This is a genomic window from Streptomyces litmocidini (assembly GCF_014649755.1).
In the GTDB taxonomy this organism is placed as follows: Bacteria; Actinomycetota; Actinomycetes; order Streptomycetales; family Streptomycetaceae; genus Streptomyces; species Streptomyces litmocidini.
On record NZ_BMTQ01000004.1, the window covers coordinates 73,979 to 98,777 of the forward strand.

At 73.2% G+C, this 24,799-nt stretch carries 26 protein-coding genes; 18 read left to right on the plus strand and 8 right to left on the minus strand.

Going from position 1 to position 24,799, the window contains the following annotated elements; translation table 11 throughout:
• Window positions 1-32: 32 nt before the first annotated feature.
• The 6 genes from IE180_RS09930 to IE180_RS09955 all read left to right on the plus strand — a co-directional run bounded on the left by IE180_RS09930 (window position 33) and on the right by IE180_RS09955 (window position 6,508).
• Complete coding sequence (locus tag IE180_RS09930) at window positions 33-1,280, plus strand: SCO2321 family membrane protein (RefSeq protein WP_190156456.1); 1,248 nt, start codon at window positions 33-35, stop codon at window positions 1,278-1,280.
• Window positions 1,277-1,933 (plus strand): SCO2322 family protein, encoded by a 657-nt coding sequence (locus tag IE180_RS09935; protein WP_190156457.1) that lies wholly within the window; start codon window positions 1,277-1,279, stop codon window positions 1,931-1,933. Before IE180_RS09930 ends, IE180_RS09935 begins: the two co-directional genes overlap by 4 nt.
• Window positions 1,930-3,096, plus strand: coding sequence for an energy-coupling factor transporter transmembrane component T family protein (locus IE180_RS09940; RefSeq protein WP_229860409.1), 1,167 nt, complete (start codon window positions 1,930-1,932; stop codon window positions 3,094-3,096). Before IE180_RS09935 ends, IE180_RS09940 begins: the two co-directional genes overlap by 4 nt.
• Window positions 3,093-4,940, plus strand: a complete 1,848-nt coding sequence (locus IE180_RS09945; RefSeq protein ID WP_190156458.1) for an ABC transporter ATP-binding protein — start codon at window positions 3,093-3,095, stop codon at window positions 4,938-4,940. Before IE180_RS09940 ends, IE180_RS09945 begins: the two co-directional genes overlap by 4 nt.
• Window positions 4,937-5,821, plus strand: a complete 885-nt coding sequence (locus tag IE180_RS09950; RefSeq protein WP_229860410.1) for an ECF transporter S component — start codon at window positions 4,937-4,939, stop codon at window positions 5,819-5,821. Before IE180_RS09945 ends, IE180_RS09950 begins: the two co-directional genes overlap by 4 nt.
• A gap of 285 nt (window positions 5,822-6,106) precedes the next feature.
• A complete protein-coding gene (locus tag IE180_RS09955; protein WP_190156460.1) occupies window positions 6,107-6,508 on the plus strand; it encodes an aggregation-promoting factor C-terminal-like domain-containing protein in 402 nt (133 codons plus the stop codon).
• A gap of 138 nt (window positions 6,509-6,646) precedes the next feature.
• Here IE180_RS09955 and IE180_RS09960 read toward each other — a convergent pair whose 3' ends face one another.
• Window positions 6,647-7,816: a steroid 3-ketoacyl-CoA thiolase gene (locus IE180_RS09960; RefSeq protein ID WP_190156461.1), complete on the minus strand. Its 1,170-nt coding sequence runs from the start codon at window positions 7,814-7,816 to the stop codon at window positions 6,647-6,649.
• Window positions 7,817-8,044: 228 nt separating this feature from the next.
• Between IE180_RS09960 and IE180_RS09965 the strand changes: the two genes are divergently transcribed.
• The 5 genes from IE180_RS09965 (at window position 8,045) to IE180_RS09985 (ending at window position 12,156) form a co-directional block, all read left to right on the plus strand.
• A complete protein-coding gene (locus tag IE180_RS09965) occupies window positions 8,045-9,328 on the plus strand; it encodes a cytochrome P450 (protein WP_190156462.1) in 1,284 nt (427 codons plus the stop codon).
• A 130-nt stretch (window positions 9,329-9,458) separates the two neighbouring features.
• Window positions 9,459-10,553: a DUF2330 domain-containing protein gene (locus IE180_RS09970; RefSeq protein ID WP_190156463.1), complete on the plus strand. Its 1,095-nt coding sequence runs from the start codon at window positions 9,459-9,461 to the stop codon at window positions 10,551-10,553.
• A complete protein-coding gene (locus IE180_RS09975; RefSeq protein WP_190156464.1) occupies window positions 10,550-11,227 on the plus strand; it encodes an O-methyltransferase in 678 nt (225 codons plus the stop codon). The genes IE180_RS09970 and IE180_RS09975 overlap by 4 nt, the downstream gene beginning before the upstream one ends.
• Window positions 11,228-11,313: 86 nt before the next feature.
• On the plus strand, window positions 11,314-11,637 hold the full coding sequence (locus IE180_RS09980) for an antibiotic biosynthesis monooxygenase family protein (RefSeq protein ID WP_190156465.1): 324 nt from the start codon (window positions 11,314-11,316) through the stop codon (window positions 11,635-11,637).
• Window positions 11,638-11,670: 33 nt separating this feature from the next.
• Entirely contained in the window at window positions 11,671-12,156 is a 486-nt protein-coding gene (locus IE180_RS09985; RefSeq protein ID WP_373302714.1) for a GNAT family N-acetyltransferase, read from the plus strand.
• A 91-nt stretch (window positions 12,157-12,247) separates the two neighbouring features.
• Here IE180_RS09985 and IE180_RS09990 read toward each other — a convergent pair whose 3' ends face one another.
• The gene (locus tag IE180_RS09990; RefSeq protein ID WP_190156467.1) at window positions 12,248-14,314 is read right to left on the minus strand and encodes an MDR family MFS transporter; all 2,067 of its coding nucleotides are present in this window, start codon (window positions 14,312-14,314) and stop codon (window positions 12,248-12,250) included.
• A gap of 342 nt (window positions 14,315-14,656) precedes the next feature.
• Here IE180_RS09990 and IE180_RS09995 point away from each other — a divergent pair, with 342 nt between their 5' ends.
• The 5 genes from IE180_RS09995 (at window position 14,657) to IE180_RS10015 (ending at window position 19,051) form a co-directional block, all read left to right on the plus strand.
• On the plus strand, window positions 14,657-15,649 hold the full coding sequence (locus IE180_RS09995) for a peptidoglycan-binding domain-containing protein (protein ID WP_229860411.1): 993 nt from the start codon (window positions 14,657-14,659) through the stop codon (window positions 15,647-15,649).
• Between the two features lie 165 nt (window positions 15,650-15,814).
• Window positions 15,815-16,483 carry an HAD-IA family hydrolase gene (locus IE180_RS10000; protein WP_190156469.1) on the plus strand — a complete coding sequence of 223 codons (669 nt, stop codon included), beginning with the start codon at window positions 15,815-15,817 and terminating at the stop codon, window positions 16,481-16,483.
• Window positions 16,484-16,790: 307 nt separating this feature from the next.
• Complete coding sequence (locus IE180_RS10005) at window positions 16,791-17,441, plus strand: HNH endonuclease family protein (RefSeq protein ID WP_190156470.1); 651 nt, start codon at window positions 16,791-16,793, stop codon at window positions 17,439-17,441.
• A 189-nt stretch (window positions 17,442-17,630) separates the two neighbouring features.
• Complete coding sequence (locus IE180_RS10010) at window positions 17,631-18,161, plus strand: DoxX family protein (protein WP_229860412.1); 531 nt, start codon at window positions 17,631-17,633, stop codon at window positions 18,159-18,161.
• A gap of 260 nt (window positions 18,162-18,421) precedes the next feature.
• On the plus strand, window positions 18,422-19,051 hold the full coding sequence (locus IE180_RS10015; RefSeq protein ID WP_373302715.1) for a DedA family protein: 630 nt from the start codon (window positions 18,422-18,424) through the stop codon (window positions 19,049-19,051).
• A gap of 45 nt (window positions 19,052-19,096) precedes the next feature.
• Here the strand turns inward: IE180_RS10015 and IE180_RS10020 are convergent, their stop codons facing one another.
• Window positions 19,097-19,333: a DUF2277 domain-containing protein gene (locus IE180_RS10020; RefSeq protein ID WP_190156471.1), complete on the minus strand. Its 237-nt coding sequence runs from the start codon at window positions 19,331-19,333 to the stop codon at window positions 19,097-19,099.
• 75 nt (window positions 19,334-19,408) lie between these two features.
• Window positions 19,409-19,633, minus strand: a complete 225-nt coding sequence (locus IE180_RS10025; protein ID WP_190156472.1) for a hypothetical protein — start codon at window positions 19,631-19,633, stop codon at window positions 19,409-19,411.
• Between the two features lie 188 nt (window positions 19,634-19,821).
• Here IE180_RS10025 and IE180_RS10030 point away from each other — a divergent pair, with 188 nt between their 5' ends.
• The gene (locus IE180_RS10030) at window positions 19,822-20,580 is read left to right on the plus strand and encodes a GntR family transcriptional regulator (RefSeq protein WP_190156473.1); all 759 of its coding nucleotides are present in this window, start codon (window positions 19,822-19,824) and stop codon (window positions 20,578-20,580) included.
• A 362-nt stretch (window positions 20,581-20,942) separates the two neighbouring features.
• Complete coding sequence (locus IE180_RS10035; protein ID WP_190156474.1) at window positions 20,943-21,392, plus strand: lamin tail domain-containing protein; 450 nt, start codon at window positions 20,943-20,945, stop codon at window positions 21,390-21,392.
• 56 nt (window positions 21,393-21,448) lie between these two features.
• Here the strand turns inward: IE180_RS10035 and IE180_RS10040 are convergent, their stop codons facing one another.
• The 4 genes from IE180_RS10040 to IE180_RS10055 all read right to left on the minus strand — a co-directional run bounded on the left by IE180_RS10040 (window position 21,449) and on the right by IE180_RS10055 (window position 24,629).
• Entirely contained in the window at window positions 21,449-21,985 is a 537-nt protein-coding gene (locus IE180_RS10040; protein ID WP_229860413.1) for a DUF4231 domain-containing protein, read from the minus strand.
• Between the two features lie 55 nt (window positions 21,986-22,040).
• Complete coding sequence (locus IE180_RS10045) at window positions 22,041-22,565, minus strand: flavoprotein (protein WP_190156475.1); 525 nt, start codon at window positions 22,563-22,565, stop codon at window positions 22,041-22,043.
• 585 nt (window positions 22,566-23,150) lie between these two features.
• On the minus strand, window positions 23,151-23,330 hold the full coding sequence (locus IE180_RS10050) for a hypothetical protein (protein WP_190156476.1): 180 nt from the start codon (window positions 23,328-23,330) through the stop codon (window positions 23,151-23,153).
• 765 nt (window positions 23,331-24,095) lie between these two features.
• Complete coding sequence (locus tag IE180_RS10055) at window positions 24,096-24,629, minus strand: hypothetical protein (protein ID WP_190156477.1); 534 nt, start codon at window positions 24,627-24,629, stop codon at window positions 24,096-24,098.
• Window positions 24,630-24,799: the final 170 nt, after the last annotated feature.

Sequence of the window (24,799 nt, forward strand, 5' to 3'; positions counted from 1 at the left end):
CGTGCCGGTGCCCGGCCGCAGGAGAGGGCCCCATGAACACCGTCCGCCGCGGCGCCGCCGCGCTCGCCGCCGCCGCAGTCGTGCTCGGCACCGGAGCAGCCGGGGCGGCCTCCGCCGCGCCCTCGCCGTCGCCGTCCACGGGCACCCTCCCGTCCGGCCTGTACGGCACGAAGGACCCGACGTACGACGGTGTCTGGCGTCAGTCGCTCGCCTTCCTCGCCCAGCGCGGCACCGGCTACCAGCCCGCCGACCGGGCCGTGGAGTGGCTCCTGGGCCAGCAGTGCGCCGACGGCTCGTTCGCCTCGTACCGCGCGGACGCATCGAAGCCCTGCGACGCGAAGACGATGCGGGACACCAACGCCACCGCCGTCGCCGTCCAGGCGCTCCACGCCGTGCGCCGCCAGGCCGCCGCCCCGGAGGCGATCGACAAGGCCGTCAAGGCGGGCTCCGACTGGCTGCGGAGCGTGCAGAACAAGGACGGCGGCTGGGGCTACGGCGTCGGCGGCGCGAGCGACGCCAACTCCACCTCGGTCGTCGTCGGCGCGCTCGCCGCGATCGGCGTGCGGCCCGTCTCGTTCACCTCCGTCGAGGGCCGCACCCCGTACGACGCGCTCCTCGCCTTCGCGCTGCCCTGCTCGGACGGGGGCGGCGCCGGGGCGTTCGCGTACCAGCCGGACAAGACCGGCAAGCTGCTCGCCAACGCCGACGCCACCGCGGCGGCCACCCTCGCCGGGCTCGGCAAGAGCGTCGTCGCCACCAAGGCCTCCCCCGAGCAGTCGCCGACCTGCGCCGACCTGCCGAAGCCGACCGTCGAGCGGGCCGCGCTGAACGGCGCCTCCTACCTGGCGAAGGCACTCGCGAAGACCGGCCACCTCACCCTGCCGCCGATGCCGGGCGCCACCGACACCACCGAACAGCCCGACATCGGCAACACCGCCGACGCCGTCGTCGCGCTCGCCGCGTCCGGCGCCGTGAAGGAGGCCGGGCCGGCCCTGGCGTGGCTGGAGAAGAACTCCGCCGCCTGGGCGAAGGAGGGCGGCCCGGCCGCCTACGCGCAGCTGATCCTGGCGGCCCGCGCGACGGACACCGACCCGCGCGAGTTCGGCACGGCGGACCTGGTCGAGCAGCTCAACGCCACCGGCCCGGCGCCCAAGACGCCGGACACCTCCGCCGTCTCCACCAGCGACGACGAGTCCGGTTTCGACATCTGGTGGGTCATCGGCATCGGCACGCTCGTCGGCGTCGGCGTCGGCTTCCTCGTGAGCGGCCGCAAGAAGTGAGCGCGGGGACGAGACTCGCGGGCGCGGCGGCCGGCGCGCTGCTCGCCCTGACGGCGGTGGCCGCGGCTCCCGCGCAGGCGGCCGGTTACCGCTACTGGTCGTTCTGGGAGAGCGACGGCGGGAAGCCCTGGGCGTACGCCACGCAGGGCCCGGCGACCGCCCGGCCCGCCGACGGCGACGCCCTCGGCTTCCGCTTCGCGGTCAGCAGCGGCACCGACGACGCCTCCCGGCCCTCCGTCGCCCCCGACTTCGCCGGGATCTGCGAGGGCGTGGAGAAGAAGGACGGCACCAAGCGGATCGCGGTCGTCGTCGACTTCGGCCGCCCGGCGGACGCGCCGCCCGGGGAGGCCCCGCCGGAGAAGCCGGTCGAGACCGGCTGCGCGGAGGTCCGCGAGGACGCGACGGGCGCGGAGGCGCTGGCCCGGGTGGCGAAGCCGCTGCGGTACGACGGCGCGGCCATGCTGTGCGGCATCGCGGGCTACCCGAAGCGGGGTTGCGGCGAGCAGGTCGAGGGGGCCGGGACGAAGGCCCCGGCGCGGACGGCCGCGCCGGAGTCCCACGGCGGCGGCCCGTCGTTCGGCGTGCTCGCCGGCGGGGCGGCGGTCCTGGCGCTCGGCGGGGCGGCGATCTGGAAGGCCCGCCGACGCGGATGAGTACGGCCCGTGGTGTGTCGGCGGCGTCGGACCGTGGCGCGTCGGCGGCGTCCGCCCGCAACGTGTTCACGGCCCCCGAGGCGAGCCGGGCCAACGCCCTGCACGCGGGCGCGTGGTGGCTGTGGGCGCTCGGCCTGGCCGTCGCCGCCTCCCGGACGACCGATCCGCTGCTGCTCGGGCTGCTCGTCGGAGTCGCCGGTTACGTGGTGGCGGCCCGGCGCACGGACGCGCCCTGGTCCCGCTCGTACGGCGCGTTCGTGAAGCTGGGCCTGTTCGTGGTCGGCCTGCGGGTCGTCTTCTCCCTTCTCCTGGGCTCCCCGATCCCCGGTGAGCACGTGCTGTTCACGCTGCCCGAGGTGCCGCTGCCGGACTGGGTGCAGGGGGTACGGATCGGGGGCCGGGTGACGGCCGAGCAGCTGGTCTTCGCGCTGTACGACGGCGCCAAGCTGGCGACCCTGCTGATCTGCGTGGGCGCCGCGAACGCGCTGGCCAACCCGGCGCGGCTGCTGAAGTCGCTGCCGGGGGCGCTGTACGAGGCGGGGGTCGCCGTCGTCGTGGCGATGACCTTCGCGCCGAACATGGTCGCCGACGTGACCCGGCTGCGGACCGCCCGCCGGCTGCGCGGGCGGCCCACGGGCGGGGTGCGGGCGGTGCTCCAGATCGGCCTGCCGGTCCTGGAGGGGGCGCTGGAACGGTCGGTCGCGGTCGCCGCGTCGATGGACGCGCGCGGGTACGGGCGGACGGCGCGGGTCCCGGCGGCGGTGCGGCGCACCACCAACGTCCTGACCCTGGGCGGGCTCCTCGGCGTGTGCGCCGGCTCGTACGGGCTGCTGGCGGCGGAGGGCGCGGCGTACGGGCTTCCGCTGCTCGGCGCCGGGCTGCTCGCCGCCGTGGCCGGGCTCCGGCTCGGCGGGCGCCGGACCGTCCGTACGCGCTACCGGCCCGACCTCTGGGGCGTGCGGGCGTGGCTGGTCGCCGGATCCGGGGCGGCGGTCGCGGCCCTGATGATCTGGGCGAACGCCTACGCCCCGGAGGCGCTGCACCCCGGGGTCGTCCCCCTGGAGGCGCCGGAGCTGCCGCTGTGGCCCGCGGCGTCGGTCCTGGTGGGTCTGGTCCCGGCGTTCGTGGCGCCGGTCCCCTCGGTGAAGGAGAACAACGCGTGATCCGCTTCGAGAACGTCTCGGTGCGATACGAGGAGGACGCCGAGCCGACCCTGCGGAACGTGGACCTCACGGTGCCCGAGGGCGAGCTGGTCCTCCTGGTGGGCCCGTCGGGCGTGGGCAAGTCGACGCTCCTGGGAACGGTCTCCGGCCTCGTCCCCCACTTCACGGGCGGCACCCTGACCGGCCGGGTCACGGTCGACGGCCGCGACACCCGCACGCATCCGCCGCGCGAGCTCGCGGACCTGGTGGGCACGGTGGGGCAGGACCCTTCGGCGCACTTCGTCACCGACACGGTCGAGGACGAGCTCGCGTACGGCATGGAGTCCCTGGGGCTCGCGCCCGGCGTGATGCGCCGCCGCGTCGAGGAGACCCTGGACCTGCTGGGCCTGGCGGAACTCCGCGACCGCCCGATCGCGACGCTCTCCGGCGGGCAGCGCCAGCGGGTGGCGATCGGTTCCGTCCTGACCCCGCACCCCAAGGTCCTCGTCCTCGACGAACCGACGTCCGCGCTGGACCCGTCGGCGGCGGAGGACGTCCTCGCGGTGCTCCAGCGCCTGGTGCACGACCTGGGCACGACGGTCCTCCTCGCCGAGCACCGCCTGGAGCGGGTGGTGCAGTACGCGGACCAGGTGCTGCTGCTGCCGGACGCGGTGATGGGCCCCCCGGCCGACATCATGTCCGTCTCCCCGGTGCACCCGCCGGTGGTGGCCCTGGGCCGCCTGGCGGGCTGGGAGCCGCTGCCGCTGACGGTGCGGGACGCGCGGCGGAGGGCCGCGCCGTTGAAGGCGAGGCTGGAGGGCCGGGACCCCGCGGGGCTCGTCCCCCGCCCCTCCGCCCACGCCGCCGGTCGTGAGGAAGGCCCCGCTTCCCGTGACCGGGGCCCCGTCCCGGACGCCGTACGGGCTTCGGCCGTGTCCTCGGACGCCGACGGGACCGGTCCTCCGGCCCCGTCGGCGTCCGAGGCGCGGGGGTCCGGGGGCGGATCCCCCGGCCACGGGGAGGCGGGGTCCCCCCACGCCGCCGGCCGTGAGGGGAGGGGTGGGGGCCTCTCCCTGTTCCGACGGCGCCGCACCCGCCCCGCGCCCGCCCCCGCCGCCCCCCTGGTCCTCATCGAACGCCTCGCCGTCCGCCGCGGCCGCGTCGAGGCCCTCCGCCGCGTCGACCTCCGGGTCTCCCCCGGGGAGACCCTCGCGCTCATGGGCCGGAACGGGGCGGGCAAGTCCACCCTGCTCTCCACGCTCGTGGGCATGATCGAGCCGACGAGCGGCACCGTCCGGGTCGCCGGCCTCGCCCCGCACGCCACCGACCCCCGCGAGCTGATCCGCCAGGTCGGCCTGGTGCCGCAGGAGCCGCGGGACCTGCTGTACGCGGACACCGTCGCCGCCGAGTGCGCGGCGGCCGACGCGGACGCGGGCGCGACGCCCGGCACCTGCCGTGCGCTGGTGGAGGAGCTGCTGCCGGGGGTGGCGGACGACACGCACCCCCGTGACCTGTCCGAGGGCCAGCGGCTCGCGCTCGCGCTGGCCGTCGTCCTGACCGGCCGCCCCCCGCTGCTCCTGCTGGACGAGCCGACCCGCGGCCTGGACTACGCGGCGAAGGCCCGCCTGGTCGCCCGTCTGCGGGGCCTCGCGGCGGACGGGCACGCGATCGTGCTGGCCACGCACGACGTGGAGCTGGCGGCCGAGCTGGCGCACCGGGTCGTGATCGTCGCGGACGGCGAGGTCGTCGCGGACGGCCCGACGGCCGAGGTCGTCGTGTCCTCGCCCGCGTTCTCGCCGCAGGTGGCGAAGGTCCTCGCCCCGCGGCCGTGGCTCACGGTGGAGCAGGTGGAGGCGGCGCTGTGAGGTCGACCCGTCCCGTACGCCTCGGGCCCCGCTCGGTCGCGGCGCTGGTCCTGGTCTCCGTGATCGGGCTCGTCGCCGTCTGCTGGCCGCTCTTCGCGGACGCGGACTCGGCCGTGACCACGCACGCGGCCGACGCCCCCTGGCTCTTCGCCGCGCTGCTGCCCCTCCTGATCGCGGTCGTGGTCGCGACGATCTCCGACTGCGGGATGGACGCGAAGGCGGTGGCGATGCTGGGCGTGCTCGCCGCGGTGGGCGCGGCGCTCCGCCCGCTGGGCGCGGGGACGGGCGGTCTGGAGCCGATGTTCTTCCTGATGGTGCTGAGCGGCCGGGTCCTCGGGCCGGGGTTCGGCTTCGTCCTGGGCGCGGTGACGATGTTCGCCTCCGCTCTGCTCACGGGCGGCGTGGGGCCCTGGATGCCGACGCAGATGCTCGCGATGGGCTGGTTCACGATGGGTGCGGGGCTGCTCCCGGGCCCGGACCGGCTGCGGGGGCGGGCCGAGCTGCTGATGCTGTCGGCGTACGGCTTCCTGGCGGCGTTCGCGTACGGGACGGTGACCAACCTCTACGGCTGGGTGACCGTCGGCGGCGGCGAGGGCCGGGCGGGGGACGGCGGCGGCGTCTTCTTCTCCCCCGGCGCTCCGGCCCACGAGAACCTGGTCCGTTTCCTCGCCTACGTCCTCGCCACCTCCCTCGGCTGGGACCTCGGCCGGGCCGTTCTCACCGTCGTGCTGACCCTCGCGGTCGGCGGCACGCTCCTGAGGGCGCTGCGGCGGGCCACGCGGCGGGCGAACTTCGAGGCCCAGGTCACATTCGGGGCCCCGGAAGGGCCCTCCCCGGGTGAGGCGCCCCACAGGACCTACGTCACGTACGAGCCGGAATAGTAGGCCGACGGACCGGGCCGAACCGCCCCACATCCGGCCATGACCTGCGGAAACAGCCCACACCCGCGTGACCCCGGAGGTCCCCCGGGTCCGAACCTTCCTCGTACAGGGGGTCCTTGCCCGGGCGTTCCGGCCCTGCTTCTCTGGTGGACGTCGCCAGGCAGCCGGTGCTCGTCGCAGCGCCTCGGCCGGCCGGTTCCCCCCAGTTCCCGGGTTCCCGGGCCCTGGTTCCGGCTTGCCGAAAACGCCCGGCACGCCCCTTGTTCCCGACGTTAGGTCGATACCTTGATCCGCTCGCTCACCACTCGTGTCTCTGCCCGCAACAAGAAGATCGCCGTCTCCGCAGCCGTGCTGCTGGGTGCGTCGGGTGCGGTGCTGGGCACGACGGGCTCGGCTTCGGCCGCCAGCCCGCAGGAGCTCGCTCGTCAGATCGTCCCCGCCTCGCAGTACTCCTCGTTCAGCAAGATCGTCGAGCACGAGTCGCACTGGAACCACACCGCGACCAACTCGTCCAGCGGCGCCTACGGCCTGGTCCAGGCCCTGCCGGCCTCGAAGATGGCCTCGGCCGGTTCCGACTGGAAGACGAACCCGGCCACCCAGATCAAGTGGGGCCTGAACTACATGAACGAGCGCTACGGCTCCCCGAACGCCGCCTGGGCGTTCTGGCAGGCCAACGGCTGGTACTGAGAAGCACCCTGCCGCACCGCGCACCCGCAAGGCCCCGCCCTCCTCACGGAGGGGCGGGGCCTGCGGCGTTTCCGCGCGCAGGCCCCGGGGCGGCCGGGACCGGGCGCCGCGCCGCCCGGTCCCGGCGGGGCCCTCCCGTCAGAGCCGCTGGATGATCGTCCCGGTCGCGAGCGCCCCGCCCGCGCACATGGTGATGAGCGCGAACTCCTTGTCGGCGCGTTCCAGCTCGTGCAGGGCGGTGGCGACGAGCCGGGCGCCGGTGGCGCCGACGGGGTGGCCGAGGGCGATGGCACCGCCGTTGACGTTGACCTTCTCCAGGTCCTGGTCGAAGACCTGCGCCCAGCTCAGCACGACCGAGGCGAAGGCCTCGTTGATCTCGACGAGGTCGATGTCCTTCAGGCTCATCCCGGCCTTGCCGAGGACGGCCCGGGTCGCGTCGACGGGTCCGTCGAGGTGGTAGTGCGGGTCGGCGCCGACGAGGGCCTGGGCGACGATCCGGGCGCGCGGGCGGAGCTTGAGGGCTCGGGCCATGCGCTTGGAGGCCCACATGACGGCGGAGGCGCCGTCGGAGATCTGGGAGGAGTTCCCGGCGGTGTGGAGGGCGGTGGGCATGACGGGCTTGAGCCGGGCCAGGCCCTCCATGGTGGTGTCGCGCAGGCCCTCGTCGCGGTCGACGAGCCGCCACATGCCCTGTCCGGCGGCCTGTTCGGCCTCCGTGGTGGGGACCTGGACGGCGAAGGTCTCGCGCTTGAAGCGCTCCTCGGCCCAGGCGGTCGCGGCCCGTTCCTGGGAGAGCAGGCCGAGGGAGTCGACGTGCTCGCGGGTGAGTCCGCGGCGGCGGGCGATGCGCTCGGCGGCCTCGAACTGGTTGGGCAGGTCGACGTTCCACTCGTCGGGGAACGGCTTCCCCGGGCCGTGCTTGGAACCGGAGCCGAGGGGGACGCGGGACATCGCCTCGACGCCGCAGGAGATCCCGATGTCGATGACGCCGGCCGCGACCATGTTGGCGACCATGTGACCGGCCTGCTGCGAGGAGCCGCACTGGCAGTCGACGGTGGTGGCGGCCGTCTCGTAGGGCAGGCCCATGGTGAGCCAGGCGGTGCGGGCCGGGTTCATGGACTGCTCGCCGGCGTGGGTGACCGCACCGCCGACGATCTGTTCGACGCAGTCGGCGGGGATGCCGGTGCGGCCGAGGAGCTCGCGGTAGGTCTCGCCCAGGAGGTAGGCGGGGTGGAGGTTGGCGAGCGCGCCTCCGCGCTTGCCGATGGGGGTGCGTACGGCTTCGACGACGACGGGTTCCGCGGCCATGGGCTCGTCCTCTCCTCGACCGGCCGGGGTGTCCCGGCACCCCGGCCGGTCGGCGTCACGGGGAACTAGTACGCGTTCTAGTTCTGACTGCAGTCTTATGACTACTACCGCCGGTACGCAAGGGTCCGGGAGGCAACAGTTCCCGCCCCGCCCCTTGCCACTTGTAGAACTCGTTACTAGCTTTCCCGGCAACTCCTGACGACCCATCAGATCTGGAGAGTGTTGCCGATGCCCTGCCCCCACCTCCCCGAGGGGATCCCCCAGGGGCCCCCCGAAGGGATCCCCGACGGGTTCGACGCCACCGACCCCGATCTGCTCCGCGACCGCGTCCCCTTCCCGGAGTTCGCCCGGCTGCGGCGGACCGCGCCCGTGTGGTGGTGCCCCCAGCCGGCCGGCGTCACCGGCTTCGCGGACGGCGGGTACTGGGCGGTCACGCGCCACGCGGACGTCAAGTACGTCTCCACCCACCCCGAGTTGTTCTCCTCGAACGAGAACACCGCCGTCATCCGCTTCAACGAGCACATCACCCGGGACCAGATCGAGGTCCAGAAGCTGATCATGCTCAACATGGACCCGCCCGAGCACACCCGGGTCCGCCAGATCGTCCAGCGCGGCTTCACCCCCCGCGCGATCCGGAGCCTGGAGACCGCCCTGCGCGAGCGCGCGCACGCCATCGTCGACGGGGCCAAGCGCGGCACGGACGCCGACGGCACCTTCGACTTCGTCACCCGGGTCGCCGTCGAACTCCCCCTCCAGGCCATCGCCGAACTCATCGGCGTCCCCCAGGAGGACCGCTCCCGGATCTTCGACTGGTCGAACAAGATGGTCGCGTACGACGACCCCGAGTACGCCATCACCGAGGAGATCGGCGCCGAGGCCGCCATGGAACTCATCGGCTACTCGATGAACATGGCCGCCGCCCGCAAGGAGTGCCCCGCCCAGGACATCGTGTCGCAGCTCGTCGCGGCCGAGGGCCAGGGCAACCTCTCCTCCGACGAGTTCGGCTTCTTCGTGCTGCTGCTCGCCGTCGCCGGGAACGAGACCACCCGCAACGCCATCAGCCACGGCATGCACGCCTTCCTCACCCATCCCGACCAGTGGGAGCTCTTCAAGCGCGAGCGGCCCGCGACCGCCGCCGAGGAGATCGTCCGCTGGGCGACCCCCGTCGTCTCCTTCCAGCGGACCGCGACCCAGGACACCGAACTCGGCGGCCAGAAGATCCGCGAGGGCGACCGGGTCGGCCTCTTCTACTCCTCCGCCAACAACGACCCCGAGGTCTTCACCGACCCCGAACGCTTCGACATCACCCGCGACCCCAACCCCCACCTCGGCTTCGGCGGCGGCGGACCCCACTTCTGCCTCGGCAAGTCCCTCGCGATCAAGGAGATCGAGCTGATCTTCCACGCGGTCGCCGACGCCCTGCCCGACCTCACCCTCGCCGGCGAACCGCGCCGGCTGCGGGCCGCCTGGCTGAACGGCGTGAAGGAACTCCGCGTCCGGGCCTCGGCGTGACGCATCCACCCCTCGGCGTGACGCATCCATCCCTCGGGGCAACGCCTTCACCCCTCGGGGCGACGCCTCCCCCCCTCGGCGTGACGCCTCCGCACGGAACCGGAATCCCACCGGCCTCGTCTGACCTCCCATGCGGGGGACACACAGCAGAATCCTGACCACCATCGCCGCGCTGCTCGCGCTCCAGCTCGGCTCGCTCGTCGCACCGGCGTACGCCTGCGGCTGCGGCGCCATGATCCCGGACAAGGCCGAGCGCATCGGCGTCGACCGGGAGGAGTCGGCCGTCCGCTGGGACGGGCGCACCGAGACCGTCGTCATGCGCTTCGCCGTCCACGGGAACGCCCGGCGGGCGGCCTGGATCATGCCGGTGCCGGGCCGCGCCGACGTCCGTCTCGGCGACCCGGCGCTCTTCGACGAGCTCGACCGGCTCGCCGAGCCCGAGCGGCGCGACCGCCCCTACTTCTGGCCGCGCGAGGGCGACTGGCCCTTCGACGGCGGCTCCGGCGACGGAGCCGCCGCCGCCCCGCCCGGCGCGGGCTCCGGCGTCGGTGTCGTCGGACGCGAACGCCTCGGCCCCTTCGACGTGGCCCGGCTCACCGCCACCGACCCCGAGGCCCTCGGCGACTGGCTGCGCGCCAACGGCTTCGAGCTGCCCGAGCGGCTCACCGGCACCCTCCGGCCGTACGTCGAGCGGAAGTGGGAGTACGTCGCCGTCCGCCTGGCCCCGCAGGAGGAGGGCGCGACCCTCCACGGCGAACTGACCCCGCTGCGGATCGCCTTCGCCTCCCCCGAACCCGTCTACCCCATGCGACTCTCCCGCCTCGCCCGCACTCCCCAGACCCTCGGCCTGTACGTCCTCGCCGACCACCGGACGGAGCCCCGCTCCCCCATCGGCGGCGACCGCCCCGAGGTCACCTTCGCCGGCCGGATCGAGCACCCGGAGGGAGCGGTGGCGGACCTCGCGGGCGACGCGCCCGTCCGTCTGACGGTCCTGGAACAGCGCTTCCCCCGCCCCGAGCGGATCGACGACGACCACCACCTGCGGGCCGTCGCCGACACGCCGTACCGCGAAGTCGAGTACACCGACCGGCTGCTGACCGTCGGCGGCGGCATCCCCGTCTGGCTCCTGACGGTCGGCGGCGGCCTGGTGCTCGCGGTGCTGTTCGCCGTACGGGTGGCGGGGCGCCGCTCCCGCGGGGCCGCAGGTGTACGTTCGCCCGCATGACGAACCCTCAGGAAAACCGGTGGACCGCGGTCGACCGGTACATCACCGGGACGATCGCCCCCGCCGACGAGGCGCTCACGGCCGCCCTCGCCGACTCCACGGCGGCGGGCCTCCCGGAGATCGCCGTCGCCCCCAACCAGGGCAAGCTGCTCCACCTGCTCGCCGCGATGCAGGGCGCGCGGAACGTCCTGGAGATCGGCACCCTCGGCGGCTACAGCACGATCTGGCTGGCCCGCGCGCTGCCCGCCGACGGCAGGCTGATCACCCTGGAGTACGACCCGGCCCACGCGGACGTCGCCCGCGCCAACATCGCCCGCGCCGGCCTCGACGAGATCGTCGAGGTCCGCACGGGCGCGGCCCTGGACACCCTGCCGCAGCTGGAGGAGGAGGGGGCGGGCCCCTTCGACCTCGTCTTCATCGACGCCGACAAGGCCAACAACCCGCACTACGTGGCCTGGGCCCTGAAGCTCTCGCGCCCCGGCACGGTGATCATCGTCGACAACGTGGTGCGGAACGGCAAGGTCGCCACCCCGGACCCGGACGACCCCGCCATCACGGGCACGCGCGAGATGTTCGACCTGATCGCCGGCGAACCCCGCCTCGACGCGACGGCCCTCCAGACGGTCGGCACGAAGGGCTACGACGGCCTGCTCCTGGCCCGCGTGGTCGGATAGGCCCGGCTCCTTCCGGTTCCGCACCTGGGATAGCGTCCCCTCAGGGCCCGGCGCGGCGCCGGGCCCGTACGTACTGAGAGGGTCGTATGCCCAGCGTGGTGAAGATCAACGTCCTGACCGTGCCGGCCGAGCAGCGCGAGGTGCTGGAGCGGCGTTTCGCCTCCCGGGCCGGGTCCGTGGAGGGGTCCGACGGGTTCGAGTGGTTCGAGCTGCTGCGCCCGGTGGAGGGCACCGACCAGTACCTGGTGTACACCCGCTGGCGCAGCGAGGAGGACTTCCAGAACTGGATGAACGGCCCCATGAAGGCCGCCCACCAGGGCGGCGGCGAGGGCGGCGAGCGGCCGAAGCCCGCCGCCTCCGGATCGACCCTGTGGTCCTTCGAGGTCGTCCAGCAGGCGTCGCCGAAGTAATTCGGCGGCGAGGCCGGTCGTGCGGGTCGCACAATGACCCGCATGACCTGGACCTTCTCCCCCGAGCGCGTCGACACCCCGGACGCGACCGCCCTCCGGCGCGACTACTACGCCGACGTGGCCGGCCGTTACTGGAAGCGGCCCGCGACCGAGGCCGAGGTGGACGAGGGCCTGACGAACGACGGGGTCGAGCTGCTCGCCCCGCCGACCGGGCGGTTCCTGGTCGCGCGGTACGGGGGGAAGCCGGCCGGCTGCGGCGGGGTCCTGATGCTGGACGGCGCACGCGCCGAGCTGACCCGGGTCTTCCTGCGGCACGCCTTCCGCGGCACGGGCGGCGCGGGTGCCCTGCTGCGGAGGCTGGAGGAGGAGGCGCGCGGCCTCGGCGCGCGCCGGATGGTCCTCAACACGCGCTTCGACCTGGTCGAGGCGCGGGCCCTCTACACGCGGCACGGCTACGCGGAGATCCCCGCGTACTGCACCGGGCCGTACATGGACATCTGGTACGGCAAGGAGCTCTGAGCCCCGCGCTCCGGGCTCGGGGCCGCCCGCATCCGCACGGGGACCGCCCTGCCCGTGCCCGGGGGCCGACGCCGCCCCGGGCTCCGGGGGTTCAGGGCCGGTGGTCGCCGGACGGCGGCCCGGGCCTGCGGGGCCGCTCCCCGTCCGAGCCGCACAGCTCGGCCGTCAGCTCCTCCACCAGCTGCACGAGGTCGGTCGGCCGGTCGGGCCCCCACCAGTCGCCGAGGAGTTCGGCGAGCGAGTCCTCCCGGGCCTTGGCCAGTACCGTCGCCGCCCGTACGCCGTCCTCGGTGAGGACCAGCTGGACGCCCTCCCGGGCCACGAGCCGCCGCTCCTCCACCTGCCGGGAGGCCTCCGTGACCACCCGCAGCGGCACGGGGGTGACCTCGGCGAGCCGGGCGGGCTCGACGGTCCCGTGGCGGCGGACGCGCAGCAGCAGCCAGCTGGCGGCGGGCAGCAGGTCGAGCCCGGCGCGTTCGGTGATCTTCACGTAGATCGCCCTGCGGCCCTCCCGGGAGCCGAGGACGGACAGGGCGCGGGCGCACTCCTCGTACGAGGACCGCTCGACCGGATTGGAGGCCAGGGTCTGGCTGGTGTCGGGCGCGGTGACGGAGGCGCGCAGCTTGTCCTCCTTCAGGAACCAGGCGACGACGAAGGCGACGAGGACGACGGGCGCCGCGTACAGGAAGACGTCCGTGATGGAGGTGGCGTACGCGTGCAGGACGGCCGGCCGCAGCCCGGGCGGGAGCTGGTCGACGGCGCGCGGGTCGGCGGCGAGCCGGCCGGGGCCGGTGCCGGGCGGGAGGTCCCGGGCGGGGACGCTCGCGAACACGTCGGCGAGTTTGCCGGTGAGCCGGTTGGTGAAGATCGTGCCGAAGACGGCGACGCCGAACGAGGCGCCGATGGAGCGGAAGAAGGTGGCTCCGGAGGTGGCGACGCCGAGGTCCTCGTACGAGACGGCGTTCTGCACGACCAGGACGAGGACCTGCATGACGAGGCCGAGTCCGGCACCGAAGACGAAGAAGCAGACGCTCATCGACCAGGTCGAACTGGTCTCCGTGAGCCGGTGGAGGAGGAGCAGGCCGATGCAGGTGAGGGCGGTGCCGGTGAGGGGGAAGACCTTCCAGCGGCCGGTGCGCGAGACGATCTGCCCGGAGGCGGTCGAGGTGATCAGCATGCCGAGGACCATGGGCAGCATGTGGACGCCGGACATGGTCGGGGTGACGCCCTGAACCACCTGGAGGAAGGTCGGCAGATAGGTCATCGCTCCGAACATGGCGAAGCCGACGACGAAGCTGATGACCGAGACGAGGCTGAAGGTCCGGATCCGGAACAGCTTGAGCGGCAGCACGGGTTCGGCCGCCCGCCGCTCGACGTGCAGGAACCAGACGAGGAGTACGGCTCCGAGGACGGCGAGGCCGATGATCTGCGCCGATCCCCACGCCCAGGTGGTGCCGCCGAGGGAGGCCACCAGGACCAGGCAGGTGGCGACCGAGGCGATGAGGAAGGTGCCGAGGTAGTCGATGGTGTGCGGGGTGGAGCGCACCGGGATGTGCAGCACGGCGGCGATCACGAAGAGCGCGACGACGCCGATGGGCAGGTTGACGTAGAACACCCAGCGCCAGGAGAGGTGCTCGGTGAAGAGCCCGCCGAGCAGCGGGCCGAGGACGCTGGTGGCGCCGAAGACCGCGCCGAAGAGGCCCTGGTACCTGCCGCGCTCCCGGGGCGGGACGAGGTCGCCGACGATCGCCATCGACAGGACCATGAGGCCGCCGCCGCCGAGGCCCTGGAGCGCGCGGAAGCCGATGAGCTGCGGCATGTTCTGGGCGATGCCGCAGAGGGCGGAGCCGACGAGGAAGACGACGATGGCGCCCTGGAAGAGCTTCTTGCGGCCGTACTGGTCGCCGAGCTTGCCCCAGAGGGGTGTCCCCGCCGTGGACGCCAGCATGTAGGCGGTGACCACCCAGGAGAGGTGCTCCATGCCGCCGAGCTCGCTGACGATGGTCGGCAGGGCGGTGGAGACGATGGTCTGGTCGAGGGCGGCGAGCAGCATCCCGAGCAGCAGCGCGCCGATCGCGACGAGGACGGTGCGGCGGCTCTGCCCCTCCCCGGGCACGGGGGCGTCGCCGAGCTGGGCCGGGCTTGTGTCCTGGGCCATGGGGCCTCCGTCTCCGTGTCCGTGTCCGGAGCCGGGCCGGACCCGTGTCCGGCTCCGGCTCCCTCTCCGTCTCCGTCGCCGTCTCCGTCGCCCGGGCGGCTCCTCCATCCTGGTCCGAATGTCCCGTTATGGCCTGCGGAGGGGCACAGCCGTTCGCCCGACATACGGGGACGGGCTGCATAATCGCTCGCAGTTGTATCGGGGAGGGGACCCATCATGACCGGACACGTCTGTCCTGAATGCGGTGTACACAGATCTGGCTGCGCCTGCGCCCGGGCGGCGGGAACGGCTGCGGAAAGGGCGGCGGCCGAGGACTTCGATCCGCTCCGGATCAGGCCGTACGTGACCCTGGACGCGCCCGAGGGGCCGGACGGGCAGCCGACCGCACACCTGCCGGCGTATTCGGCGGGACCGGTCCACCCGACGGAACCGGCGCACCCGGGGGAACCGGCACACCCGGCGGAACCGGCGTACTCCACGGAACCGCCGCACTCCACGGAACCGGCGTACTCGACGGAGGACCCGCCGACCACCCGACTGACGGCGATCCAGCCCGGGAGCGACCTCACGGCACCGATGCCGGCGGTGCGCCCCGCCCGCCCGGGGGCGCACCCCGGGAGCGGCCGTCCCGGCGCCACGAGCGACCCCTCCGAGACGATGCCGCTGCTGCTGCGCGGCATCGGCGACGTGCCGCCCGCGCACGACCGGGAGCGGGCGCGGGGCCGTGGCCGCAGGCGCGGCATGGTGGTCGCGGCGGTGGCCGCCGCCGCCGTGGCGGGCACCGCGGCCCTGGCGGCGGCCGTCCTCGGCGGCGCGGACGAGACCGACGACCGGGCGGCCGTCCCGGAGGTCACCACGAGCGCGTCCCTGAACGTCGCCGTGTCGGAAGCGCCGTCCCCTTCCCCGGAGACCCCCGAGCCGACCACGTCCTCCCCGACCCCGGAGCGGACGTCCGCGCCCCCGTCCTCCACCCCCTCCCCGAGCCGCACCACCGCGAGCCCGAAGGCGTCGACGAGCCCGGCGGCCCCTCCGGCCGCCGTCCCCTCCGCGGCACCGACGACGACCGCGGCACCGACGACGGCCACGCCGTCCGCGCGGCCGACCGAGGAGGCGGCGGTCACGCTGAGCCTCGGCTCGACGGGCGAGGAAGTGGTCGAACTCCAGGCCCGGCTGACCCTGGCGGGGGCGTACCACGGGGAGGTGGACGGGGAGTACGACCAGGAGGTCTGGCGCGCGGTGAAGAACTACCAGTCCTGGATGTACATCCAGGGCGACCCGAAGGGCGTGTACGGCCCCCACACCCGCGAGGCTCTGGAGCGGAGCACCTGGCTCTAGGAGCGGGTGGGGCGGGCACGGCGGTCCGCGGGATCCCAGCACGTGGACCGGTTGGCCAGACGGCTCCCGGTTTTGTATCGTGAAAGAACAAAGTGGTTCCGCCCGCACTCCCTGACCGGTGGGCGGAACCGCTTCGTTCTCCGCGCCACCCCCTCTGGAGACCCGATGCCTGCCAGCACCCCGGCAACGCTCACCGCCCGCGCCCTCCTCCTCGACATGGACGGCACCCTCGTCGATTCGGACGCCGTCGTCGAACGCTGCTGGCGCCGCTGGGCGGACCGGCACGGGCTCGACCCGGACGAGGTGCTCAAGGTGGTGCACGGCCGCCAGGGGTACGCGACGATGGCCGTCCTCCTCCCGGACCGCCCGATGGCGGAGAACCACGCCGACAACCGGGTGATGCTGGCCGAGGAGACCGCCGACCTCGACGGGGTCGTGCCCGTCTCCGGCGCCCCCGCCTTCCTGGCCGCGATCGCGGACCTCCCGCACGCCCTGGTGACCTCGGCGGACGAGGCCCTCGCCCGGGCCCGGATGGGCGCGGCGGCGCTCCCCGTACCGGAGGTCCGGGTCACCGCCGAGAGCGTCGGCGCCAGCAAGCCGGACCCCGAGGGCTTCCTCAAGGGCGCGGCGGCGCTGGGTTTCGCCCCGGCGGACTGCGTGGTCCTCGAGGACTCCGAGGCGGGCATCCGGGCGGGCCGCGCGGCCGGCATGCGGGTCGTGGGCGTGGGCCCGCGCGCGGCGGCCTTCGCGCCGGACGCGCACGTCGCCGACCTCACCCGGCTGCGGGTGGAGCACGCGGAGGACGGCTCGATCACGCTGACCGCGCTGCCGTAGGCGCGGCACTCCCCCTCCCCTCGCGCGCGGCCGGATCCTCCGGCCGCGCGCGAGGCGTTTCCGGGGCGGACCACGGCCCCACGCGCCCGCGCCCCGCCCCTCGCTCCCCCGAACTCCCGGACGCGGGCGGAATCTGGCGCTCCATCAGGAGCCGCACACCCCTTGATGTGACGTGTCCATGTCGCCACCCTGTTACCTGGCGCACCCCTCACGGAAACCTGGCGCCGCCACGATGACCGGGCCCGACCGCCCGGCACCCCGCGGGGACGGCTGACAGCCGAAGTCCCCCCACATCAAGGGAGTTCACATGCCCGTCGGCATGATCTACGCGCGTCGACTCGCCGTTCTCGCCACCTCCGCCGCCCTCACCGTCACCGGCCTCCTCGCCACCGCGCCGACGGCGCAGGCCGCCATGCCGACCCCGGTCAGCGCCGCGACCGCCCGCACCTACCTGGCCGCCCTCACGGTCAAGGCGGCGGGTTCCACCACGGGATACAGCCGCGACCTCTTCCCGCACTGGATCACCCAGTCCGGCACCTGCAACACGCGCGAGACCGTCCTCAAGCGCGACGGCGTGAACGTCGTGACCGACTCCAACTGCGCCGCGATCAGCGGCAGCTGGTACTCGGAGTACGACGGCGCCACCTGGACCGCCGCCTCCGACCTGGACATCGACCACATGGTCCCGCTCGCCGAGGCCTGGCGCTCGGGCGCGAACTCCTGGACCACGGCCCAGCGCCAGGCCTTCGCGAACGACCTCACGCGGCCGCAGCTCATAGCCGTCACCGACAACGTCAACCAGGCCAAGAGCGACCAGGACCCGGCGACGTGGCTGCCTCCGCGGACGGCCTACCGCTGCACGTACGTCCGGGCGTGGGTGCAGGTGAAGTACTACTGGAAGCTCAGCGTCGACTCCGCCGAGAAGAGCGCCCTCCAGTCCGTCCTCAACGGCTGCTGACCGCCCTCCCGCCGAGCCCGCGTCAGCGACGGCCACCGGGGAGCGGGCCCCGCCGCACGCCCCCCGGTGGCTGAATGTTGAACTTGCAAGTACTAGTGAGGGGTGCCTAACCTTACGGCCTCATCGGTTTACGTCCCCCCGCGCCCCGTCCCCCCACGGACGGGGCCAGGCCGAAGGAGTCCCATCCCCATGACCGACCCGAACGCCCCGAGCACCACCGAGGCGGACCCGACGCCCGGCGCCCCCGGCGCCCCCGGTGCCCCTGACACCTCCGCGGGCCTCACCGCCCGCCTGAACCAGGCCCAGCCCTACGCCCTCGGCCTCTTCCGCATCGTCGTCGGCCTGCTCTTCGCCTGCCACGGCGCCTCTTCGCTCTTCGGCGTCCTCGGCGGCAGCGCGGTACCGGCCGGCACCTGGCCGGGCTGGTACGCGGCCGCCATCCAGCTCGGCGCAGGCGTCCTGGTCCTGGCCGGCCTCGGCACCCGGAGCGCCGCCTTCCTGGCCTCGGGCTCGATGGCGTACGCGTACTTCGAGGTCCACCAGCCCGAGTCGCTCCTCCCCATCCAGAACGGCGGCGAGAGCGCGGCCATGTTCTGCTGGGCCTTCGCCCTGCTCGTGTTCACGGGCCCGGGCGCGCTGGCCCTGGACCGGCTCTTCGGCTCCGGGGAGGCGACGACCGTGAAGGCACGGGAGGACCGGGGCACGCCGGTCACGGCCTGACGCAATACCGGGGCCCACCCGCCTCACGGCCCGACGCAGCACCGGAGCCCATCCGCCTCACGGCCCGACGCACGAGCACGCCCGCCGGGAACGCCTACCGGGAGGGGCCGGAAACCGCAGCACGGTTTCCGGCCCCTTTCCCCCTCGACGCCCACCCGCACCCACAGCTCCCCACGGGAACCTCACCCGCGGGGTGCCGCCGGTGTCGGCCCCGCACCCACCGGCGGCCGGACGCCCGCCCCCGCGTAGGCTCTGGGCTTGTGAATCTGCTCGACAGCCTGGGCTCACTGCGGTCGCTCACCGCCGGCCCATGGATCTACCCGGTCGTGGCGACGTCGATCCTGCTCGACGTCTTCCTGCCCGTGCTGCCGAGCGGTTTCCTCGTGATCACCGCCGCCACGGCGGCGGCGACGGCCACCGGGGCCTCCACCGGCGTGCCGTCGCTCCTCCCCCTGCTCCTCTGCGCCGCCGGCGCCTCGGTGCTCGGCGACTTCCTCGCGTACCGGCTGGCGCTGAGCGGCGGGGCCCGGCTGGACCGGGCGATCGGACGCTCGCGCCGCCTCTCACTGGCGCAGGAACGTCTCGGCACCGCACTCGCGCGGGGCGGCGGACTGCTCGTGGTGCTCGCGCGCTTCGCCCCGGCCGGCCGCTCCGTGGTCTCGCTGGGGGCGGGCGCGGCGAAGCGGCGGATCGAGGAGTTCCTGCCGTGGTCGGCGCTGGCGGGCCTGACCTGGGCCTCGTACAGCGTGGGGCTCGGCTGGCTGGGCGGTCAGTGGCTGGGCGCGACCTGGTTCAGCGCCGGGGTGTCGACCCTCGCGCTCTTCCTGGCGGGCGGCCTCGCCGCGTACCTCATACGGCGCCCGGCCGCCACTCCCGCGCCCGCGTCCTGACGGCGACGGGCCGGGGTTCCGCCCCCCGGCGCCGTACGGCCGGGGCTACCGCGTCCTGACGGCGGCGGGATGCGCGCCGCGCACCTCCAGGCCGTCGAGGAGTCTCGCGGTCGCCTCGGCGATCTCGTCCACGGCGCGCTCGAAGACCTCGCGGTTGTGGGCGGCGGGGGCGCGGAAGCCGGAGACCTTGCGGACGTACTGCAGGGCGGCGGCGCGGACATCGTCCTCGGTCGCCTCCTCGGGCAGGACGGGCGGGCGGAGCGTCTTGATGCTGCGGCACATGTCTCCAGTGTGACGCGCCCCACCGACAACCACCCGAGCACGCCACAGCCCCGGCGACGACCGCCCCTCCCCCCCTCACCCGCCCAGACCGCGTCTGCTCCGTGCGTTGATCTCGGCGGTGCGGGCACGCAGTTCGTGGAGGGGCGTGGCGAGCTGGACGTCGACGGGCTCGGCCTCCCACTCGACGCCGCCGCGGACGGCGCGGATCAGAAAGCGTCCGGAGACGCTCTCCACGTAGAAACCGACCCGCCCCGTGGCGGTGTCGCGGACGAGGTCACCGACCTCGGGCAGTGGCTGCACGCATCCCCTCCGTCCCGGTTCCTGAAGCTCGGGGACACTCAGGGAAGCGCGGCGACCGGGCCCTGTCAACGTATCTCTAGAGATGTCCCCCGATGGATGGATCGGCCGGACGGGACGACGCACAGGCGTGGACCGGGGCCGAGGAGCGCGCCGTAGGGTGTCCCGCAGACGAAGGGAGTGGTCCACCCGTGACCGACCAGGACAGCGCTCGTCGGCCCAAGTACCAGCGGATCGCAGACGAGTTGAGAACCGCGATCCAGTCGGGCGCCTTCGCGCCGGGCGATCGGCTGCCCGGCGAGAACGACCTCATGACGACCTACGACGTGGCCCGCATGACCGCTCGCCAGGCCCTGTCCGTGCTGCGCGCGGAAGGGCTCGCCGAGGCGCGCAAGGGCGCCGGGGTCTTCGTCCGGGCCTTCCGTCCGCTGCGCCGCCGGGGCATCCCGCGCCTCGCCGGCGACCGGTGGGGCAACGGGCACTCGGTCTGGTCGGCGGACGTCGAGGACCGGGAGCTGGTCGTCGACCAGATCGAGGTGGGCGAGACGGAGGCCGGCGAGCGGGTCGCGGGGGCACTGAACCTGGCGCCGGGGGCGCCGGTCTGCGTCCGGAGCCGCCGTTTCGTCCTCGACGCGAAACCGGTGCTGCTCTCCGTCTCGTACCTCTCCGCCGAGCTCGTCCGCGGTACGCCGATCACCGAGCCGGACACCGGACCCGGCGGCACCTACGCGCGACTGACGGAGCTGGGGCACCGGCCGGTGCGGTTCCGGGAGGAGATCCGCTGCCGGATGCCGACGGCGGACGAGTCGGACCGGCTCTCCCTGGAGTTCGGGACGCCGGTGGTGCTCATCGGCCGCACGGCCTTCACGGGGCCCGGGATGGCGGTGGAGCTCAACGAGATGACGCTGGACTCGTCGTCGTACGTCCTGGAGTACGACTTCGACGCGTAGAACCGGCGCCGGACCCGCAGACCGGCGCCGCGGTCGGCGTGCGGACGGGAGATCCGCACGGCGTCGACCTCGCCGAACGGCACGTGCCGCCGGGGCTCGGCGAGGGTGCCGGTCCCGGCGTCCGGCCGGGACGGACACCGCCGCCCTCGACGGGGTGGCCGGAGCGGGCGCTGCCCGGCCGGGGGGGCGGGGGCGGCGGTCCCGAGGGCGGTGATCCGCAGCGGTCCGCCGCCCGTACGACGGGTCCAGGACGAATGGCCGAGACCGACCGGAAGTCGTGCGGAAGAAGTGAAGATCATGCATATCCTGTGTGCTCGCCGGGCCCCACCGTCGGGCGTCCGGCAGAGAACCGAGGGACATTCATGCTTCGTGTACGCACGCTCGCGGCCGTGACCGCGGCCGCCGCCTCCGGCATCCTCCTCCTGCCTTCGCAGGCCCAGGCCGCCGGCTCGGTCCACCTGTACAAGATCTACTACGACAGCCCGGGCACGGACAACCGCTCCAACAGCAGCCTCAACGCCGAGTACGTCCAGATACGCAACACGACCGGCGCGGCGGTCAACCTGCGGGGCTGGACGCTGACGGACGCGGCCAACCACAAGTACACGTTCGGCACCTACACGCTCGGCAAGGGCAAGATCGTGACGGTCCGCACGGGCCGCGGCACGAACACCTCGGCGAACGTGTACCAGAACCGTGGCGCGTACGTCTGGAACAACGACCGGGACACGGCGAAGCTGCGCAGGTCGAACGGCACGACGGTCGACACGTGCTCGTACAACTCGACGCGGGTCGACTACAAGTGGTGCTGACCGCGCGGATCGGCTGACACCCCGTGGGCCCCGGGCGCCGGGGCCCACGGGGGCGGCTACGCGGCCTCCACCACCTCCTGCCGGGCGGCCGGAACCCCCTGCTGCCGCACATCGGGGTCGACCTGCCCGCCGAGGGTCATGACGTTCAGGGTGGCGGAGTTCTCGTTGGCGATGGCCTTCTCGACGCGGGCGACGAGGACGGAGAACGCCTCGCGCCGGCCCAGCTCGCGGTACGGCCCGACCCTGGTCTCGAAGAAGACGCGTTCGTGCCCGAGCAACTGCTCGGTGGACCGGTAGTTCTTCCACTGCTCCCGATACCGGTACACGCTCTCCAGCGAGATGGCGGCGACGACGACCACGCTCAGCACCGTGGCGGTGGCCCGCGCGAACCCCAGGTCGAGATTGACGAAGACCGGCACCAGGGCACCGCCGACGACGGACACGGTCCGCATCCGCAGGTGCATCGTCTTCATCCGGGTCGCCTTGGCGTCGTACCACTCCTGGTACTGCGCGATCCTGGTCTCGATGTACCGCTGCGGCGTCATCTCGCCGCCCTGCGCCCCCGGTTCGGGCGCGTCCCCCACGTCAGACATGCCCGGAGTACACCGGCCGGGGCTCGTCTACGTCAACTTCGAGCCGACCTCCCCCTCAGCCGACGGCCACCCGCCCGCGGACGGCATCGAGGGCGAGGCGCCACGGGAAGCCCGCCGACGGATCCGGCAGGGACCCGTCCTCCCCGTACAGCACCGAGACCCCGGCACCCCGCAGGGTCTCCACGGACCGCTCGAACTGCGGATGCCCGGCGTGGGCCCCACTCACACACGGCACGGTCACCATCGGAACCCCCTTGCCGATCCCCTCCGCGGCCACACCGACGACGAACTTGTCCACGATCCCCAGGGCCCACTGGTTCAGGCTGTTGAAGGTGGCGGGCGCGACGAGGACCGCCGAGGCCTCCGGCCACACGTCCGGCTCGCCGGGAAGCCCGTAGTCCCACCGCACGGGATGCCCGGTGAGCACGGCGAGCCCGTCGAGCGACCCGGCGAGCCAGCGAGCCGCCGTGGGGGTGAGCCCGAGGCAGACGTCCCAGCCGTCGGCCTGCGCGTCCTCGATGACGCGGGCGATGTCGAAAACGGGCTCGGCGGCGCCGGCAAACAAGTACAAGGTGCTCATCCCCTCATCCGACCACACCCGCACCCACCGCACCGAAGGCCCCCGGCCGATCATGGCTGGGACCTTTCCCCCGGCGGGCGCGGACGGCTCCGAACCGCCGAGGTCCCCACCGTGCACGTTCACACCCGGCCCGAGACGCCCCCGACCAGGGACGGACCGTGCCGAACGCCACAGGGAGGAGGCGCTCGGGACGCCCGCCTCCCCACCCCAGGAAGACGTCCACGCCATGGCCCGCGAACCGCTGCGGATACCGAACGAACGACCCCAGCACCTCACCCGACAGCCGCTCGGCGTCATCGACCGGTGCCCGTACTCGGACCTCTTCCGGCACTGCGCGCGCCGACAGCCGTCACCTCGCCGGCGCAACCGCCGCAGGTCCCGCAGAACGGCGACCGGGAACGGGGACCGCACCCACTTCTCCGGACGCCCGGCCTCGCCGTGCGCCCTCGACCGCTCCCACCACCGCGTGGCCCGGCACACTGCGGGGCCGGGTCGCGCTCCAGGGAAGAGTGCCGCCCGTCACCCCACGGACGGGGACGGCGACCGACGGGCGGGGCACCCCTCCATCACGGCGGGCGACAGGCCTCAGGCAGCGAGCTCCTGCTCGGCACCCGTCGCCTCGGCCCACGCGGCCACGAGGACCTGATAGATCCGCTGCTCGTCAGCCGTCAACGAGCGGCGCTCTTCGCCGGCGCGGGCCCACAGGGTGCGGATGGCGTCGTTCAGGGCTTCGGGACTGGGGGTCTCTCTGTGCGAATCGGGCATGAGTCCAGGCTAAGGCCAGGATCTGACAGAACCCCGTCTCCGCAACGTGGGGTCCGCCACGTCGCCGACGAGGCCCCGCGAGCAGCACATGGCCGAATAGATGCCGTACGCCACTATTGCTGTCCGGAAACATTCGGCGCGCTCTGCCGTAAGGGGCGCTGCGCCTGATGGCTGAGGCCGCGATCAGAGAGAAGGCCTCACGCGGCGACATCGAACACGCGAGCGACACGAAGCGGGCGCCCCCGAGTCACGCTCCCGGCACACAGGGCGACCCCCTGTCAATGCCTGAAGGGAGCCGCCACTCCGGCTCCCTCTGCCCCCGAAGGAAATCTCCAGGGGACGCACCTCGACGAGGAGAGCGCTCAGAAACGTGGCGAAGACACAGCCAAAACGGAGCCAAAGACCGAAGACCCAGACCTAGCAGGGCTCCGCCCCGAGCCTTCACCGACCTACAGCGAGATCGAACTGGTGGACGCGGAGGATTCCGAGCCACCGACATCTGCTTCGCAAGCCTGGCGCCGATCACCCAGCGGTCTTGGCTGGTCAACGAGCCTACGGCGACCCTGCGCGCCCCACGCTTGCCTGCACCGCCCCGGACCTCAATTGACCGTGACTGACTGCCCGATCTGGCACGGGCCCCGGCGCCGTCGTCTGCCCCTGCAAGTTCACCCGCCCTCCCCCCAGCACCCGCCGAGCCCAGGAGTCGATGTACATGGCTGAAGGGCTCACGGCTGAAGAGCTGACCGCAGTTGAAGGGCACCAAGGTCAACGCTGCTCGAGACCGGTCGCTTCCAGTGCGATCTGTGCGGCGCGCGAGAACGCCAACACCGCATCCCTCAGTTTTTGGGATGATTCATCCAAGTCGGCTGCCAGGCGATCTACGAGATCCTCATCGTCCCTCCCAGTGGATCGCACATAAGATTCCAACTGCCAAAGATGGTCGAACACGACGTGCGCATAACGATGAACGTCAATGGCACTGGAGGCCGCATGGGGAGGGCCAAGCAAGCTGATGTCAAGCCAGCTTTCCTCAATTGGCCCTTTAAGCTCCAGAGCTTGAGAGCGGGCCCTATCTTCAACCCAGATCAAGTCCCCTGCCGCGCATTCCGCCAATCGCATTCCAGCAGGAATCAACTTGCCATACGCTTCACGCCTAGGTTGCCGAAGTTCTTTCTGATGCTCAGACCTCACCGTCGCCTGCGCGTTTGCGCGCTGGGCCCACGTCGCAAGGGTCGCAGTCCCGAGGGTTGCTACCGCCACAACCAGAGCGCCACCTATGGCAGCTATCCCCGCATCCATGACACCCGACCATAGTGGCCACCTTGATCCAAATCACGCTGTTCGCCAGTCAAAGCTTGGATCGAGTGAATCGACTTACCCACTCTTGACAGACATACCCGGCCTTTCCTCGGATGGGACGACATTCCCCGTTACCCGCGGCCGCCCTCGCCGCCTCCGGGCCAGCTTCC